The organism is Streptomyces sp. NPDC059875 (assembly GCF_042731085.1).
Taxonomy (GTDB): domain Bacteria; phylum Actinomycetota; class Actinomycetes; order Streptomycetales; family Streptomycetaceae; genus Streptomyces.
Genome location: NZ_JBHWJZ010000006.1, coordinates 105065 through 120296, shown reverse-complemented (window position 1 = coordinate 120296; position 15232 = coordinate 105065). Strand labels below are relative to the sequence as shown.

At 68.6% G+C, this 15232-nt stretch carries 15 protein-coding genes and 1 riboswitch; of the genes, 7 read left to right on the top strand and 8 right to left on the bottom strand.

The window, feature by feature from the left end:
- Positions 1 to 16 precede the first annotated feature (16 nt).
- Together cydB and ACFV9D_RS09635 are read right to left on the bottom strand one after the other, a co-directional pair.
- Positions 17 to 1021, bottom strand: coding sequence for a cytochrome d ubiquinol oxidase subunit II (cydB, locus tag ACFV9D_RS09640; protein ID WP_385143479.1), 1005 nt, complete (start codon positions 1019 to 1021; stop codon positions 17 to 19).
- A gap of 18 nt (positions 1022 to 1039) precedes the next feature.
- Positions 1040 to 2548: a cytochrome ubiquinol oxidase subunit I gene (locus tag ACFV9D_RS09635; protein ID WP_385143477.1), complete on the bottom strand. Its 1509-nt coding sequence runs from the start codon at positions 2546 to 2548 to the stop codon at positions 1040 to 1042.
- A gap of 201 nt (positions 2549 to 2749) precedes the next feature.
- Between ACFV9D_RS09635 and ACFV9D_RS09630 the strand changes: the two genes are divergently transcribed.
- Positions 2750 to 3130, top strand: coding sequence for a cyclophilin-like fold protein (locus ACFV9D_RS09630; protein WP_385143475.1), 381 nt, complete (start codon positions 2750 to 2752; stop codon positions 3128 to 3130).
- A 33-nt stretch (positions 3131 to 3163) separates the two neighbouring features.
- Here ACFV9D_RS09630 and hisC read toward each other — a convergent pair whose 3' ends face one another.
- Positions 3164 to 4261, bottom strand: coding sequence for a histidinol-phosphate transaminase (hisC, locus tag ACFV9D_RS09625; RefSeq protein WP_385143854.1), 1098 nt, complete (start codon positions 4259 to 4261; stop codon positions 3164 to 3166).
- A gap of 378 nt (positions 4262 to 4639) precedes the next feature.
- On the opposite strand from hisC, the gene ACFV9D_RS09620 reads away from it, so the two are divergent.
- The 4 genes from ACFV9D_RS09620 (at position 4640) to ACFV9D_RS09605 (ending at position 8969) form a co-directional block, all read left to right on the top strand.
- Positions 4640 to 5746: a LacI family DNA-binding transcriptional regulator gene (locus tag ACFV9D_RS09620; protein WP_385143473.1), complete on the top strand. Its 1107-nt coding sequence runs from the start codon at positions 4640 to 4642 to the stop codon at positions 5744 to 5746.
- Between the two features lie 251 nt (positions 5747 to 5997).
- Positions 5998 to 7425 (top strand): metallophosphoesterase, encoded by a 1428-nt coding sequence (locus ACFV9D_RS09615; RefSeq protein ID WP_385143471.1) that lies wholly within the window; start codon positions 5998 to 6000, stop codon positions 7423 to 7425.
- Between the two features lie 159 nt (positions 7426 to 7584).
- Entirely contained in the window at positions 7585 to 8418 is an 834-nt protein-coding gene (locus tag ACFV9D_RS09610) for a hypothetical protein (RefSeq protein ID WP_385143469.1), read from the top strand.
- A complete protein-coding gene (locus ACFV9D_RS09605; RefSeq protein WP_385143467.1) occupies positions 8415 to 8969 on the top strand; it encodes a hypothetical protein in 555 nt (184 codons plus the stop codon). Before ACFV9D_RS09610 ends, ACFV9D_RS09605 begins: the two co-directional genes overlap by 4 nt.
- Positions 8970 to 9130: 161 nt before the next feature.
- On the opposite strand, the gene thiC is transcribed toward ACFV9D_RS09605, so the two are convergent.
- Entirely contained in the window at positions 9131 to 10903 is a 1773-nt protein-coding gene (thiC, locus tag ACFV9D_RS09600; protein ID WP_385143465.1) for a phosphomethylpyrimidine synthase ThiC, read from the bottom strand.
- Positions 10897 to 11043: riboswitch (TPP riboswitch) on the bottom strand. Its footprint overlaps the gene before it by 7 nt.
- 71 nt (positions 11044 to 11114) lie before the next feature.
- On the opposite strand from thiC, the gene ACFV9D_RS09595 reads away from it, so the two are divergent.
- Complete coding sequence (locus ACFV9D_RS09595; protein ID WP_385143463.1) at positions 11115 to 12461, top strand: YibE/F family protein; 1347 nt, start codon at positions 11115 to 11117, stop codon at positions 12459 to 12461.
- 42 nt (positions 12462 to 12503) lie between these two features.
- Here ACFV9D_RS09595 and ACFV9D_RS09590 read toward each other — a convergent pair whose 3' ends face one another.
- The 4 genes from ACFV9D_RS09590 to ACFV9D_RS09575 form a co-directional block, all read right to left on the bottom strand.
- Positions 12504 to 12938, bottom strand: coding sequence for an SsgA family sporulation/cell division regulator (locus ACFV9D_RS09590; RefSeq protein WP_362369274.1), 435 nt, complete (start codon positions 12936 to 12938; stop codon positions 12504 to 12506).
- 138 nt (positions 12939 to 13076) lie between these two features.
- Complete coding sequence (locus tag ACFV9D_RS09585) at positions 13077 to 13814, bottom strand: IclR family transcriptional regulator (protein WP_385143461.1); 738 nt, start codon at positions 13812 to 13814, stop codon at positions 13077 to 13079.
- A gap of 312 nt (positions 13815 to 14126) precedes the next feature.
- A complete protein-coding gene (locus ACFV9D_RS09580) occupies positions 14127 to 14345 on the bottom strand; it encodes a DUF5326 family protein (RefSeq protein WP_385143459.1) in 219 nt (72 codons plus the stop codon).
- A gap of 132 nt (positions 14346 to 14477) precedes the next feature.
- Positions 14478 to 14795, bottom strand: a complete 318-nt coding sequence (locus tag ACFV9D_RS09575; RefSeq protein WP_355110745.1) for a cupin domain-containing protein — start codon at positions 14793 to 14795, stop codon at positions 14478 to 14480.
- Between the two features lie 51 nt (positions 14796 to 14846).
- Between ACFV9D_RS09575 and ACFV9D_RS09570 the strand changes: the two genes are divergently transcribed.
- Positions 14847 to 15224, top strand: a complete 378-nt coding sequence (locus tag ACFV9D_RS09570; protein WP_385143456.1) for a phage holin family protein — start codon at positions 14847 to 14849, stop codon at positions 15222 to 15224.
- The last annotated feature ends 8 nt before the right edge of the window (positions 15225 to 15232 follow it).

Genomic DNA, 15232 nt, shown 5'->3' with positions numbered 1-15232 from the left:
CCCTACTAGTGAGCGACTAGTGAGCGGCGTCGGCGATGTGCTGGGTGCCGATCCGCTTACGGAACACCCAGTAGGTCCAGCCCTGGTAGAGCAGCACCAGGGGTGTCGCGATCGCCGCACACCACGTCATGATCTTCAGCGTGTACGGGCTCGACGACGCGTTCGTCACCGTAAGGCTCCACTCGGGGTTGAGTGAAGACGGCATCACATTGGGGAAGAGCGTCAGGAAGAGCATCGCCACGGCCGCGGCGATCGTGATGCCCGAGAGCGCGAACGACCAGCCCTCGCGCCCCACCTTGATCGCAGCGATCGCCCCGACCAGCGCCACCACGGCGACGAGCATGGCGACCAGGCTCCCGCCGTCGCCCTTGTCCGCCTGGGTCCAGATCAGGAAGCCGAGCGCGAGGGCGGCCGTGACAAGACCCAGCTTCAGCGCGAGCGCCCGGGCCCGGGCCCGGATGTCCCCGACCGTCTTCAGGGCCGCGAAGACCGCCCCGTGGAAGGTGAAGAGGGCGAGCGTGACCAGGCCGCCGAGGATCGCGTACGGGTTGAGCAGGTCCCAGAAGGTGCCGACGTACTCCATCTCTCCGTCGATCTTCACACCGCGCACGATGTTGCCGAAGGCGACGCCCCACAGCACGGCGGGGATCAGGGAGGTCCAGAAGATGGCCTCCTCCCAGTTGCGCTGCCAGTTCTCCTCGGGCCGCTTCGCCCGGTACTCGAAGGCGACACCGCGCACGATCAGACAGACCAGGATGATCAGCAACGGCAGGTAGAAGCCGGAGAAGAGCGTCGCGTACCACTCGGGGAACGCCGCGAAGGTCGCGCCGCCGGCGGTCAGCAGCCACACCTCGTTGCCGTCCCAGACGGGACCGATGGTGTTGATCAGGACCCGCTTCTCGGCGCGGCCGCGGGCGAGCAGCTTGGTCAGGACGCCGACACCGAAGTCGAAGCCCTCGAGGAAGAAGTAGCCGATCCAGAGGACGGCGATGAGTACGAACCAGACGTTGTGGAGTTCCATGCCTCGATCTCCTGTGCCTCAGTACGAGAAGGCCATGGGCCGGTCGGGGTCACGGTCGTGCCCGCCGATCTTGGTGGGCGGGTTGAGGTCGTCCTCGGTGAGCTCGGGCGGTCCGGCCTTGACGTACTTGACCAGCAGCTTGACCTCGATCACCGCGAGCACGGCGTAGAGCAGGGTGAAGACGGTCATCGAAGCCAGGACCTCGCCCTGTGAGACACCGGGGGAGACCGCGTCCCTGGTGCGCAGCACGCCGTAGACGACCCAGGGCTGGCGGCCCATCTCGGTGAAGATCCAGCCCCAGGAGTTGGCGATCAGCGGGAAGGCCATCGTCCAGAGGGCGACGATCCAGTACCACTTGGCCAGGCGGGGGCTGAGCGCCTTCCGCTTGAACAGGACCAGATTCGGCACCTCGTCCTCACCGGTCCGCATCCCCGGCGACAGCATGAACTTCTTGCGGGTCAGCCAGAGGCCGACCATGCCGATGGCCAGCGAGGCCATGCCGAAGCCGATCATCCAGCGGAAGCCCCAGTAGGCGACCGGGATGTTCGGGCGGTAGTCGCCGGGGCCGAACTGCTCCTGCTCGGCCTTGTTGATGTCGTTGATGCCCGGGACGTACGAGCTGAAGTCGTCGTTCGCCAGGAAGGACAGCAGTCCCGGGATCTCTATGGCCACCGTGTTGTGGCCCTTGTCGACGTCGCCGTACGCGAAGACCGAGAACGGCGCCGGCGCTTCGCCGTCCCAGAGCGCCTCGGCGGCGGCCATCTTCATCGGCTGCTGCTTGAACATGACCTTGCCGAGCAGGTCACCGCTGATGGCCGTGCCGAGCCCGGCGATGATCAGTGTGATCAGGCCGAGCCGCAGGGAGGTGCGCATCACCGGGACGTGCTTCTTGCGCGCCAGGTGGAAGGCGGAGATGCCCACCATGAACGCGCCTCCGACCAGGAACGCGGCCGTCATGGTGTGGAAGAACTGGGTGAGGGCGGTGTTCTGGGTGAGCACGAGCCAGAAGTCGGTGAGCTCGGCCCGGCCCCGCTCCTCGTTGATGCGGTAGCCGACCGGGTGCTGCATCCAGGAGTTGGCCGCCAGGATGAAGTACGCGGAGAGGATGGTGCCGATCGACACCATCCACATGCAGGCCAGGTGGATCTTCTTGGGGAGCTTGTCCCAGCCGAAGATCCACAGGCCGATGAACGTGGACTCGAAGAAGAACGCGATCAGCGCCTCGAAGGCCAGCGGGGCGCCGAAGATGTCGCCGACGAAGCGCGAGTAGTCGGACCAGTTCATGCCGAACTGGAACTCCTGCACGATGCCGGTGACGACCCCCATCGCGATGTTGATCAGGAAGAGCTTGCCCCAGAACTTCGTCGCCTTGAGGTACTTCTCCTTCTCCGTACGCACCCAGGCGGTCTGCAGCCCGGCGGTGAGAGCGGCGAGGGAGATCGTCAGGGGGACGAAGAGGAAGTGGTAGACGGTGGTGATGCCGAACTGCCATCGCGCCAGAGTCTCCGGCGCCAGAGCTAGGTCCACGTCTTCTCCTTACATCGCGTGGTCACGTCGGCAGTTTGCCCCCTTAATCCCACCCATTTAGGGAGGAACAGGGACACGCTTGTGAACGCGTTCACATTCACAAGCATTATGGCTCATACGAAATCCGTACGTAAGACCGGGGTACCCCTACTCGAAGGTCACCCCTTCCCCCGACCTTCAACATATTGTTGAATCGGGGGCATGACCCTTCGGATTCGTATCTCCTGGCCGGCCGGACACACCACGGCCACCCTCGACGAAACCCCCACGAGCAAGGCGCTCGTGGGGGCTCTCCCGATCTCCTCCACCGCCCGGACGTGGGGCGAGGAGGTCTACTTCGACACTCCGGTCTCCACCGCGGTCGAGGCCGACGCGCAGCAGGTGGTGGAGCCGGGCACGGTCGCCTTCTGGACCGAGGGCGACGCACTCGCGCTCCCCTACGGCCCCACCCCGATATCCCGGGGCTCCGAATGCCGGCTGGCGAGCCCGTGCAACCTCCTGGGCTCGCTCGACGGCGATCCGCGCGTCCTGGCCACCGTCAGGGACGGCGACCCGATCCGCGTCGAGCGCGTCGAGGGCTGACCGGCCGCCCTCGACCCACTGCCACCAGACTGATCAGCCTTCCTTGCGGAAGCCCTCCGCCGTCTTCAGGAACAGGTCGTTCGCCTCGCACTCACCGATCGTGACGCGCACGCCCTCACCCGCGAACGGACGCACCACCACGCCGTGCCGCTCGCACTCCGCCGCGAAGTCCATCGTCCGCTCACCGAGCCGCAGCCAGACGAAGTTCGCCTGGGTGTCCGGCACGGTCCAGCCCTGGGCCACGAGCCCCGCATGGACCCGCTCGCGCTCGGCCACCAACGAGCCCACCCGCCCGAGCAGTTCGTCCTCTGCCCGCAGCGAGGCCACCGCCGCGTCCTGCGCCAGCTGACTCACGCCGAACGGCACCGCCGTCTTGCGCAGCGCCGCCGCCACCGGCTCATGGGCGATCGCGAAGCCGACCCGCAGCCCGGCGAGGCCGTACGCCTTGGAGAACGTCCGCAGCACGGCGACGTTCGGACGGTTCCGGTACAGCTCGATGCCGTCCGGGATGTCGGCGTCGCGGACGAACTCGCGGTACGCCTCGTCGATCACCACCAGGACGTCGGAGGGCACCCGGTCGAGGAAGCGCTCCAGCTCGGCCCGGCGCACCGCCGTGCCCGTGGGGTTGTTCGGGTTGCAGACGAAGATCAGCCGGGTCCGGTCGGTGATCGCCTCGGCCATCGCGTCGAGATCGTGCACCTCGCCGTCGGTCAGCGGCACCTGCACCGAGGTGGCCCCGCTGATCTGCGTGATGATCGGGTACGCCTCGAAGGACCGCCAGGCGTAGATGACCTCGTCGCCCGGGCCCGAGGTCGACTGGAGCAGCGACTGCGCGACGCCGACCGAGCCGGTGCCGGTGGCCAGGTGCGAGACGGGGACGCCGAAACGGTCGGCGAGCTCCTCCATCAGACCGGTGCAGGCCATGTCCGGGTACCGGTTGAAGTTCGAGGCGGCGGCCAGCGTGCTCTCCATCACGCCCGGCAGCGGCGGATACGGGTTCTCGTTGGAGGACAGCTTGAAGGCGACCGCACCGCCCGCGGCGGCCGGCTTGCCCGGCTTGTAGGTGGGGATGCCGTCCAGCACGGCGCGCAGCTTCGGGCTGCCCGCGCTCGTCCCGCCGGTCTCGCTCACTGAGCTCACTGTGGTCCTCCTCGACCGTCCGTACCACCAATACTCCTCACCTTATGAGGATTCGCCTCCGCTGCGAATGGGCTGTGGACAACGGGTGGGACAAGCTGTGGACGACGGAGGGAGCGCGGGCTCGGGTGGCGTGCGCCGGTGGCGGGCGCCGTGGCGCGCATCCCCCGTAGAGGTGAGTTGAGACCTCTTCGAGACATCGTCTCCTTGGCAGGCCCATGCGGGTCGACAACCCTGGATCACACAAGAGCACCCCTAACTCCCTTGCTTTCCCAGGCAATTGGGCGGTCTTGATCATGCAGAAACGTGCCTGTCAACGAGTGAATATGCGACCGGCCCAACCACCCGCCCTCGCCCTACTATCGGCTCGCCATGACAGCAGCAGGGAAGCACCAGGTGAGCCGGGCACAGACCCGGGGAAGCCGGCAGGGGCGAGCGGGCATCCGGGATGTGGCCGCCGCCGCCGGGGTCTCCATTACGACTGTCTCCGACGCGCTCAACGGCAAGGGCCGGCTCCCGGACGCCACCCGCCGCCACGTCCGCGAGGTCGCAGACCGGCTGGGCTATCGCCCATCCGCGGCGGCCCGCACGCTCCGTACCGGCAAGTCGGGCCTCATCGGCCTGACCGTGACGACCTACGGGGATGAACCTTTCACCTTCACCGAATTCGCGTACTTCGCGGAGATGGCCAGAGCCGCCACATCCGCCGCGCTCGCGCGCGGCTACGCCCTGGTCATCCTGCCCGCCACCTCCCGCCATGACGTCTGGTCGAACGTCGCCCTCGACGGCACCGTCGTCATCGACCCCTCCGACCACGACCCGGTCGTCACCGAACTCGTCCGCCAGGGCCTGCCCGTCGTCTCCGACGGACGCCCCGCCGGCACCCTCCCGGTGACCGCCTGGGTCGACAACGACCACGAAGCCGCCGTACTCGACCTCCTCGACCACCTCGCCGACGCCGGCGCCCGCCGCATCGGCCTCCTCACCGGCACCACCACCGACACGTACACCCGCCTGTCCACCACCGCGTACCTCAACTGGTGCGAGCGGGTCGGACAGGACCCCGTCTACGAGTGCTATCCGGCGCACGATCCGTGCGCGGGCGCCGTCGCGGCCGACCGGCTGCTCGCCCGCCCCGACCGACCCGACGCCGTCTACGGACTCTTCGACCCCAACGGGACCGATCTGCTGGCGGCAGCCCGCCGCTACGGACTGCGCGTCCCGGAGGACCTGCTGCTGGTCTGCTGCAGCGAGTCGACCGTGTACGCCAACACCGAACCACCCATCACGACGCTCTCGCTCAAGCCCCGCCGGATCGGCACGGCCGTCGTCCAGCTCCTCATCGACGCCATCGAGGGGATCGACACCGACGGACCGGTCGAGCAGGTCATACCGACCGAGCTCATCGTCCGGACGTCCTCCCAGAGGCGTTCGCCGCGCACGACGGTCAGCCCGCCCCGGTCACCTTCGAAGGACTAGACACCGACCAGTACGCGCCGGAATCCGGCCCGGGCAGGGCCCAAACCCAGCCCGGCCCGGTCCCGACCCTGGCCTGGACCTTCTCAATTCGGGCGAAACAACCGGTGAACCCGGAGTGGACCCGGATTCACCACCCCTGGTGCGTCACACAGGCGGACCCTCATTCCTATGATGGGCGCACGACACCGCGGACCACCCCGACCAGGCCGGTCCGCGATGTGCAGGGCATCGCGACGGTGGTGGAGGGGTCGATGACTCAGGGGGCCGGGCAGGAACCCGTGGTGCGGACGGCGACATTGCGTGACTTCCGCGTACCGCCGTACGCCCGCGTGCCCGTGCAGGGCCATGCCACCGAGCCTCCCCCCGGAACCCCGGACGGCTCGACCGGCGCCTTCACCGAACCCGGCGCTCGCCTCGAACCGGGCGCCTTCACCGAACCCGGCGCTCGCCTCGAACCGGGCGCCTTCGCCGAACCCGGCGCCCCGCTCGAACCGGGCACCTTCACCGAACCCGGCGCCCCGCTCGAACCGGGCACCTTCACCGAACCGGGCTCCCCGGTCGAACCCGGCGCTCCCCTCGAGCCCGGTGCCTTTCCCGACCTCGGTGCACCCGTCCGGCTGGTCGACGCCGGCGCCCCCGTCGGGCCGCTCGACCCCACCCTCCATCTCCCCCTCGCCGGCGGCATGTCCTCCATCGTCGCCGTCGCGACCGGCCACCCCGGCAACGCGTTCCCCGACGAGGACCTGCCCGAGGGCTACACCCCCACCGAGCGCGACCTCCCCGTCATCAATCGGGGTGACACGGTGCAGGTCCGCGTCGACCCGGTCCCGGCCCCCGCGCCCGCCCCGGCCGGCGACGGCCCCGGCCCGCTCTTCGTGGTCGGCGACGTCCACGGCTATCTCGACGAGCTCATCGCCGCCCTGCGCGAGCAGGGCCTCATCGACGAGAACGGCGCCTGGGCCGCCGGCAACGCCCGCCTCTGGTTCCTCGGCGACTTCACCGACCGCGGCCCCGACGGCATCGGCGTCATCGATCTCGTCATGCGCCTGTCCGCGGAGGCCGCGGCCGCCGGCGGCTACTGCAAGGCCCTGATGGGCAACCACGAGCTGCTCCTGATCGGCGCCAAGCGCTTCGCCGACACCCCGGTCAACTCCGGCGCGGGCACCGCCACCTTCCAGGCCGCCTGGCTGCTCAACGGCGGCCAGAAGCACGACATGGACCGCCTCCAGGACGTCCACCTCCAGTGGATGTCCCGGCTCGACGCCGTGGTGGAGGAGGACGGGCACCTCCTGATGCACTCCGACACCACCGCCTACCTCGAGTACGGCAGCACCATCGAGGACGTCAACGACACGGTCCACGAGATCCTCAACCGGAACGACGCCGACGAGGTCTGGGACCTGTTCCGGAAGTTCACCAAGCGCTTCGCGTTCCGCGACGACGCAGGCCCCCAGGCCGTCCAGGAGCTGCTCGGCACCTATGGCGGCCGCCGGGTCGTGCACGGCCACAGCCCCATCCCGTACCTCCTCGGACAGGTCGGCACCGAGGACGGCGAGGACGGATCCGGGCCGATCGTCGACGGTCCGCACGTGTACGCGGACGGTCTGGCGATCGCCATGGACGGCGGTGTGACCATGGCCGGAAAGCTGCTGGTCGTCCAACTCCCGCTGCATGGCTGACGCATAACCCTGCGCATCCGGGGAAGTCGATTTCGGGAAACCCCCTGTCACCCTGTGCCGTAACCGCAATACCATCGGATCATCCGTAGCAGGCTCTCCTCCGTTTCCGCCCAACTGCCCGTTTACCACGGTCAATCCGGCCTTACGGAGCATCGGGGGATGCACATGAACGTGGCTCCGCACCTGCTGACCGAGGACCGTGCCGAGTACGAGCGCATCCTCGACGACGCACTGCGCCAGGCGCGCGACCGTCCGGATCTCGCCGAGATCGGGAAGCGGCTCACGCACGAACAGCTGCGCGCGATGGCGCTGAGCGCGACAGCGCTGATCACCGCCGCGGCCGCGGTGGAGTACGACCACTTCGTCAAGGTCCGCGCGGAGGGCCGCTCATCGAGCGGAACGAGCGTGATGGACGCCGTCCTCACGGCGGACGGCGAAGGCGCGGGCGGCAGCCCGGGCGCAGGCATCGTCGCGGTCGTCACGGTCCTGGCACCGGTGCTCGCGGGCACGGCCGCGGTGATCTTCCTGCTGGTCGGGGCCGTGCTGAAGGTGCTGGCCCCCACGCTCGGGTTCGCCGACACGCTGCTGACGGCGGGCTGGTTCTTCGGTGGCGTGGCCGCCGCCGGACTGCTCTGCGCGGCCGCCGGCCTCCTCCTGACGGCGCTGCGCAACCGCTCCACGGAAGTGGCCGCGGGCGCCGCCGAGGGCGAGCAGGACGACGAGCTGTCCCGGGCCCGCGACGCCTGGCGCCGCGCCGTGCTGGAACGGGGCATCCTGCCGTTCCTGCGGGAAGCCCTGACCGACCCCGCCGCCCAGTCGGCCGCGCCGCTGCCTCCGCAGCGCTCGGAGCGTACGGACCGCATGCCGAAGATCGGCTACAGCGGACCGGACTTCTCGAGCCCGAACGAGGGCGCGTCGGGCACCCGTCCGAAGTTCAGCAGCCCGGACTTCACCAGCCCGGATTTCGGCCCTCCGGAGCACCGACCGGAATGATCGAGGCGAGCAAGAAGGACACCTCTCGGTCCGCTCGGTCCGCGGGCGCCGTGGCGGCCCTGGCAGCTGCCGTGGCACTGCTGACCGCCTGTGGGGCGTTCGCGGGCGACACCCATCGCTGCACCTTGATCGACTCGCCGGCAGGTCTCCGCGTGGACATCGCTCCTGAACTGGCGAAGAAGGCGGTCGGCGCACGCCTCACGGCCTGCTGGGACGACACATGTCACCAGCGGATCCTGCGGCTCCGTGAGGCGACGTCGCCGGGGGACCCGACGATGACGACGGAGAGCCCCGCCGCGGGAGGACCGTCCATCGAGACGGAACGCCCGGCCGAGCCTGCCGGGTGGCCCGACTTCGCGCTCGTACCCGGCCTCCCCACGAAGCCGGTACGCGTGACTCTGGTCCTCACGGATCAGAGCGGCGTCACACTGGTCGACCGACAGACCACCCTCACCCCGAAGCCCACCCATCCCAACGGCCCCAGGTGCTCCCCCGGCGGACCGCAGGCGGCCCTGGCGGTCGCGGAGGACGGCTCGCTGCTCCCACGGTGAGCCGGCTGTACGAGGCTTCCTCGGCGAGCGGCGGGCGGGGCTTCCTCGGTGAGCCGGCGTACGGGCTTCCACGGTGAGCGCCATACGGGACGCGCAGCGCCCCGGAACGCGGACGACCGGCGACTCCCCCGAGTGTCGCCGGTCGGTCGCTTTCCCGCTGGTCAGTCCGCCAGCGGGAGGTACACGCGGTTGCCGGCCGCGGCGAACTCCTTGGACTTCTCCGCCATCCCGGCCTCGATCTCGTCCGTCTGCAGGTCGCCGCCGTGCTCGCGCCGGATGTCCTGCGAGATCTTCATCGAGCAGAACTTCGGACCGCACATCGAGCAGAAGTGCGCGGTCTTCGCGGGCTCCGCCGGCAGCGTCTCGTCGTGGAACTCACGGGCGGTGTCGGGGTCGAGGGCCAGGTTGAACTGGTCCTCCCAGCGGAACTCGAACCGCGCGTCCGACAGCGCGTCGTCCCACTCCTGCGCCCCCGGGTGCCCCTTGGCCAGGTCGGCCGCGTGCGCCGCGATCTTGTACGTGATGACACCGGTCTTCACGTCGTCGCGGTTGGGCAGACCCAGGTGCTCCTTGGGCGTGACGTAGCAGAGCATCGCCGTGCCCCACCAGGCGATCATCGCGGCGCCGATGCCCGAGGTGATGTGGTCGTACGCCGGCGCGACGTCCGTGGTCAGCGGGCCGAGGGTGTAGAACGGCGCCTCCTCGCAGATCTCCTGCTGGAGGTCGATGTTCTCCTTGATCTTGTGCATCGGGACGTGGCCCGGGCCCTCGATCATCGTCTGCACGTTGTGGCGCTTGGCGATCGTGTTGAGCTCGCCGAGCGTCTTCAGCTCCGCGAACTGCGCCGCGTCGTTGGCGTCCGCGATCGAGCCGGGGCGCAGACCGTCGCCCAGCGAGTACGTGACGTCGTACGTCGCGAGGATCTCGCAGAGCTCCTCGAAGTTCGTGTAGAGGAAGTTCTCCTTGTGGTGCGCCAGGCACCAGGCGGCCATGATCGAGCCGCCGCGCGAGACGATGCCGGTCTTGCGGCGGGCGGTCAGCGGCACGTACGGCAGGAGCACGCCGGCGTGCACCGTCATGTAGTCGACGCCCTGCTCGGCCTGCTCGATGACCGTGTCCTTGTAGATCTCCCAGGTCAGCTCCTCGGCCTTGCCGTCGACCTTCTCCAGGGCCTGGTACAGCGGCACGGTGCCGATCGGCACGGGGGAGTTGCGCAGCACCCACTCGCGGGTGGTGTGGATGTTGCGACCGGTGGACAGGTCCATGACCGTGTCGGCGCCCCACTTGGTCGCCCACGTCATCTTCTCCACCTCCTCCTCGATGGAGGAGGTGACGGCGGAGTTGCCGATGTTGGCGTTGACCTTCACCAGGAACCGCTTGCCGATGATCATCGGCTCGATCTCCGGGTGGTTGACGTTCGCCGGGAGCACCGCGCGACCCGCCGCGATCTCCTCCCGTACGACCTCGGGGGAGACGTTCTCGCGGATCGCGACGTACTCCATCTCCGGGGTGATCTCGCCCCGGCGGGCGTACGCGAGCTGCGTCACGGCCGCGCCGCCGCGGCCCCGGCGGGGCTGGCGCGGCCGGCCGGGGAAGACGGCGTCGAGGTTCTTCAGGCCCCCGCGCGGCGAGGTGTGCTTGATGCCGTCGTCCTCGGGACGGACGGGCCGGCCCGCGTACTCCTCGGTGTCGCCGCGGCCGATGATCCAGTTCTCCCGCAGCGGCGGAAGGCCCCGCCGTACGTCGGTGTCGATGGTGGGGTCGGTGTACGGACCGGACGTGTCGTAGAGCGTCACGTCCTTGCCGTTGGTGAGGTGCACCTGTCGGACGGGCACTCGGAGGTCGGGGCGCGAGCCCTCGATGTACCCCTTGTGCCAGCCCGGCTTGCGCTCGTCCTGGCTGGTGGCAGGCGTGCGTGCATCCTGAATGGTCATGAGACCGATCTCCCTACGCCGGCATTACCCGGTAACAGGTTCGGCGGTCGGCGCAGCCTCCTCCCGTACGTACGTCAGTACGCGCGTACGGTGATCAGCGCCCTCTCAGCCCGGTGCTCCGAGCTCCCGCGTGTGCAAAGGTGCCACCACGCTAGCGTCAATCCGGCCGTGCTGAACAGTGGGCCCCCACCGTTCTTGCGATGATCGGTCGGTGACTTCCTCGCAGCAGACCCCAGAACCCGACGGCCACGACGGACATGGCGACGCGGGCCACGGGCACGGCCACACCCACAGTCACGGGCCGGCCGCGCCTGTCTCCCGGCATCTGCGCAGGGTCATCGCCGCGGTCCTGATCCCGTTCGCCACGGCCGTGGCGGTCGGTCTCGTCGTCCTGTGGCCGGGCGGCGCCCCGGAGCACGAGCGGACCGGTGTCGGCTTCGACCGGCAGACGTACCAGGGCAAGGTCGTCTCGGTCGAGCAGGTCGACTGCGCGGACGTGAACGCCGCCCAGGTCCCGCCGACCGGGGACACCTCGACGCCCGAGGGCCGCGAGGCCGTCAACGCCCAGCAGGGGCAGTGCGAGAAGGCGACGATCGAGGTCACCAGCGGACCCGACAAGGGCCGTACGTTCACGGAGATCGTGCAGCCGGACGCACCGCGCCAACTGGACCAGGGGCAGGGCGTGGTGGTGGCCTACGCCCCCGATGCCCCGCGCGATCTGCAGTACTCGGTGACGGATGTGAACCGCAAGGTTCCGCTGGCGGTCCTCGCCCTGATCTTCGCGCTCGTGGTCGTGCTCATCGGACGGATGCGCGGGGTGATGGCGCTGATCTCGCTCGCGGTGAGCTTCCTGATCCTGACGTTCTTCATCCTGCCGGCGATTCTCCAGGGCTCGAATCCGCTGGTGGTCGCGGTGGTCGGATCGAGCGCGATCATGCTGATCGCGCTCTACATGTGCCACGGCCTGTCGGCCCGCACCTCGGTCGCGGTTCTCGGAACCCTGATCTCGCTGCTGCTGATCGGGCTGCTCGGCTCGCTCTTCATCGGCTGGGCATCGCTCAGCGGGAACACGGACGACAACACCGGTCTGATCCATGGCCTCTACCCGGACATCGACATGTCCGGTCTGCTGCTCGCGGGCATCGTCATCGGTTCGCTGGGTGTCCTCGACGATGTGACGGTGACCCAGACCTCGTCGGTGTGGGAGCTGCACCAGGCCGATCCGCGGATGGGGCCCCGCGCGCTGTACCGGGCCGGGATCCGGATCGGCCGCGACCACATCGCGTCCGTGGTGAACACGCTGGTTCTCGCCTACGCCGGTGCGGCGCTGCCGCTGTTGCTGCTCTTCTCCATCGCGCAGAGCAGCGTGGGGACAGTGGCCAACAGCGAGCTGGTCGCGGAGGAGATCGTCCGGACGCTCGTGGGATCGATCGGGCTGGTCGCCGCGGTACCGGTCACCACGGCGCTGGCCGCCCTTGTCGTCTCCGCCGACCGGCCGGGCGACCTGGCTCCGGAGAAGCGTTCATCCAGGGGTGGACGCCGTCGCCGGGCGAAGTGATCGGCCCCGGGCCCCTCTTCGACGGGGCGCCGGGGGTGGCGCTCAGCCCGCGTTCTCCTCTGCCAGAATCCGGCCGAGCGCGGCTTCCAGATTGTCCTCGAAGTCGCCCAATGTCCGTTCCTGACCAAGCGGAACCAACTTGTCCGTACGGTCGAGGAAGGCGACGAGAGGCGGAGCGCTGGCCCGGAACAGGGCCCGGTCGCTGCCGACCTGGAGTCGGATGGAGACGTCCGAAAGGGCCTCGGGATCGGTCGGCGCAATGTGCACATCGCCGTCCCCGCTCGGCCGGTTGATCCCGTCCAGCAGCAGCTCCCGTCCGAACGCCCAGGTCACGGGCGCGTCTCCGGGGAGATGGAAGGTCATCCGCACCGCGTAGGGATCCCGGGTCTCGTACCGGAGTTCCACCGGGATCCTGAAGGAGAGCTCCTCCGAGACGAGGAAGCTCATCAGGACCTCGGCCTGAACCGACTCTCGCATCATGTACCCCGCAGTAGATGAAGCAGTTGTGTAAACACGGCTGCTGAAAGCTGTGATCAAAACGGCCAGGAATGATCCCCCATGGCCCTCTTGACGCAATCGTGCTGGAAGCGATAGCAGATCACAAGGAGTGATTTTTCAGATACTGATAGAGAACGCAAAGGAGCTGAGGAGCCTTCCGATCTCGTTGCGTAGCCGATCGACTGCGGGCAGCAACCGTTCTTCCTGGTGAAGGGGGAGGGAAATCGCCATGGCGGCCGCCGTGGACCCGGCGGTGATCGGGATGGCGGCGCAAACTGTGCCGAGCGCATATTCCTGGCGCTCCACCAGAGGCTCCATTCGCCCCATACCGCCCAAACGCTCCAAAAGCGCCCGCCGGTTACGCACCGTGTACGGAGTGATCGCTTCCACCGGATGGCGATCGAGGTGGTCTTGACGGCTCTTCAGATCGAGTTGACTGAGCAGGCACTGGCCGATCGCGTGGGCGTGACCGGTCTCGCGGAAGTCGGCCCACTCGTCCACGGCGGGGGCGGCGGGGGTGTCGGCGACGGCGGCGAGCTCGATCTCGCCCTCGCGGTAGATCGCGAAGTAGACGGGGACACCGATCTCGTCGCGCCAGTGCGCGAGGGAGTCTTCGATCTTGGTGCGACGATTCTGCACGACTCCGCCGCCGGCCAACCGGCCCGCCGCGTCGCCGAACACGAACACACCCTTCTCGCGGCGCAGATAGCCCTCGTGCGTCAGGGTGCGGAGCAGGTGGTACGCGGTGGGAAGCGGGAGTCCGGCTTCGCGCGCGAGCTGTTTGGCGGGGGCTCCGTCCTCGTGGGAGCCCACGGCTTCCAGAAGTCTCAGTGCCCGCTGCACCGAGCCGATCAAGGTAGGAACGGCGGACTGCGTAGCCGTGGCCAAAGGTCACCCCCAGGCGTGACGACGGGTGCCATGCACCCGCCCGCGGGGGCCGCCCCCGCGCGCCCGCCGCGGCCTGGGAACCGGTGGGGTCCGGTGGCGGACCCGCCCGGGACAGGTGAAGAACCGCTGGTCAGCGCGGAGATCTACGCCGGTTTTCCCCGGGGCGGCAGAGATTTGCCACTCTAATGGCAGGCCCAGGGCATGCACGCGGTTTCAACCACCGCGTCCCTCGGCCGGGCTAACACCGAGCAGCTGGTCCATACCGGCGGGTAGCTTGTGCTACCAATCCTCGCGCGAGGCCGACGCGGAGGTGAACTTCCGTACGACGTAGATCAGTCCCCCGACGAGGGCGACGAAGACCAGCACCTTGAAGAGCAGACCGATCACGAACATCGCGATGCTGGTGATCAGTCCACCGAAGACGAGCAGGGCGATGACGGGTATGGCCACCCACTTCACCCACCAGGGCATCCCCGCGAGAATCTCTCGTACGGCCATAGCGCTTACCTCATCTCCCGAAGAGTCCGTTCCGCGCGCTCTGCGCCGAACACCATCGATGCTAGGGGCGGTACCGGGGCTCGCGGGGGCCTCGTGGCCCTTGATCTCCCCTGATCCGCCCCCTAGGGGAAGTCAGGACTCCGGCGGGGAGAAGACCACCATGACCCGCAGGTCCTCGGTGATGTGGTGGAACTTGTGGGCCACCCCGGCGGGCACGTAGACCACGCTGCCGCGCGCGACCTGTGTCGTCTCCATCCCGACCGTGATCGCGGCACGGCCGCTCACGACGAAGTACACCTCGTCCTGGCCGTGCGGCTGCTGGGGGTCGAGCGAGCCCGCGTCGAGGGCGTACAGGCCAACCGACATGTTCCGCTCCCGCAGGAACTGGAGGTACGCGCCGTCGTTGGCGGCGCGCTCCGCCTCCAGCTCGTCCAGCCGGAATGCCTTCATCGTGCGTCCGCCCCTGTTTTTGGCCCGACCGTGTCTGCCACGATCAGACACATGAAGAATTTCGTAGTCAAGACGCTCGCGAACGCGGGCGCCCTGGGAGTCGCCATCTGGCTGCTCCAGGACATCACCCTGACCGGTGACAGCACCGGCAAGAAGGCCTGGACGCTCATCCTTGTCGCCCTGGTTTTCGGGCTGGTGAACTTCTTGGTCAAGCCGGTCGTGAAGCTGCTCACTCTTCCCGTGTTCATCCTCACGCTCGGCCTGATCACCCTCGTGGTCAACGCCCTGATGCTGTTGCTGACCTCCTGGCTGGCCGACCAGCTCGACCTCAGCTTCCACGTCGAGGGCTTCTGGACCGCCGTCCTCGGCGGCCTGATCATCTCCGTCGTGTCCTGGGCGCTCAACGTCGTTCTCCCCGACGGGGACTGAGTGCGGAC

What these genes read in the sequence shown, in the direction of transcription:
- ACFV9D_RS09590 (WP_362369274.1), bottom strand. Translation starts at nt 12,938, where the DNA reads ATGCGAGAGTCGGTTCAGGCCGAGGTCCTGATGAGCTTCCTCGTCTCG.
- cydB (WP_385143479.1), bottom strand. Translation starts at nt 1,021, where the DNA reads ATGGAACTCCACAACGTCTGGTTCGTACTCATCGCCGTCCTCTGGATC.
- ACFV9D_RS09610 (WP_385143469.1), top strand. Translation starts at nt 7,585, where the DNA reads ATGCACATGAACGTGGCTCCGCACCTGCTGACCGAGGACCGTGCCGAG.
- ACFV9D_RS09605 (WP_385143467.1), top strand. Translation starts at nt 8,415, where the DNA reads ATGATCGAGGCGAGCAAGAAGGACACCTCTCGGTCCGCTCGGTCCGCG.
- thiC (WP_385143465.1), bottom strand. Translation starts at nt 10,903, where the DNA reads ATGACCATTCAGGATGCACGCACGCCTGCCACCAGCCAGGACGAGCGC.
- ACFV9D_RS09620 (WP_385143473.1), top strand. Translation starts at nt 4,640, where the DNA reads ATGACAGCAGCAGGGAAGCACCAGGTGAGCCGGGCACAGACCCGGGGA.
- ACFV9D_RS09570 (WP_385143456.1), top strand. Translation starts at nt 14,847, where the DNA reads ATGAAGAATTTCGTAGTCAAGACGCTCGCGAACGCGGGCGCCCTGGGA.
- ACFV9D_RS09615 (WP_385143471.1), top strand. Translation starts at nt 5,998, where the DNA reads ATGACTCAGGGGGCCGGGCAGGAACCCGTGGTGCGGACGGCGACATTG.
- ACFV9D_RS09630 (WP_385143475.1), top strand. Translation starts at nt 2,750, where the DNA reads ATGACCCTTCGGATTCGTATCTCCTGGCCGGCCGGACACACCACGGCC.
- ACFV9D_RS09575 (WP_355110745.1), bottom strand. Translation starts at nt 14,795, where the DNA reads ATGAAGGCATTCCGGCTGGACGAGCTGGAGGCGGAGCGCGCCGCCAAC.
- ACFV9D_RS09580 (WP_385143459.1), bottom strand. Translation starts at nt 14,345, where the DNA reads ATGGCCGTACGAGAGATTCTCGCGGGGATGCCCTGGTGGGTGAAGTGG.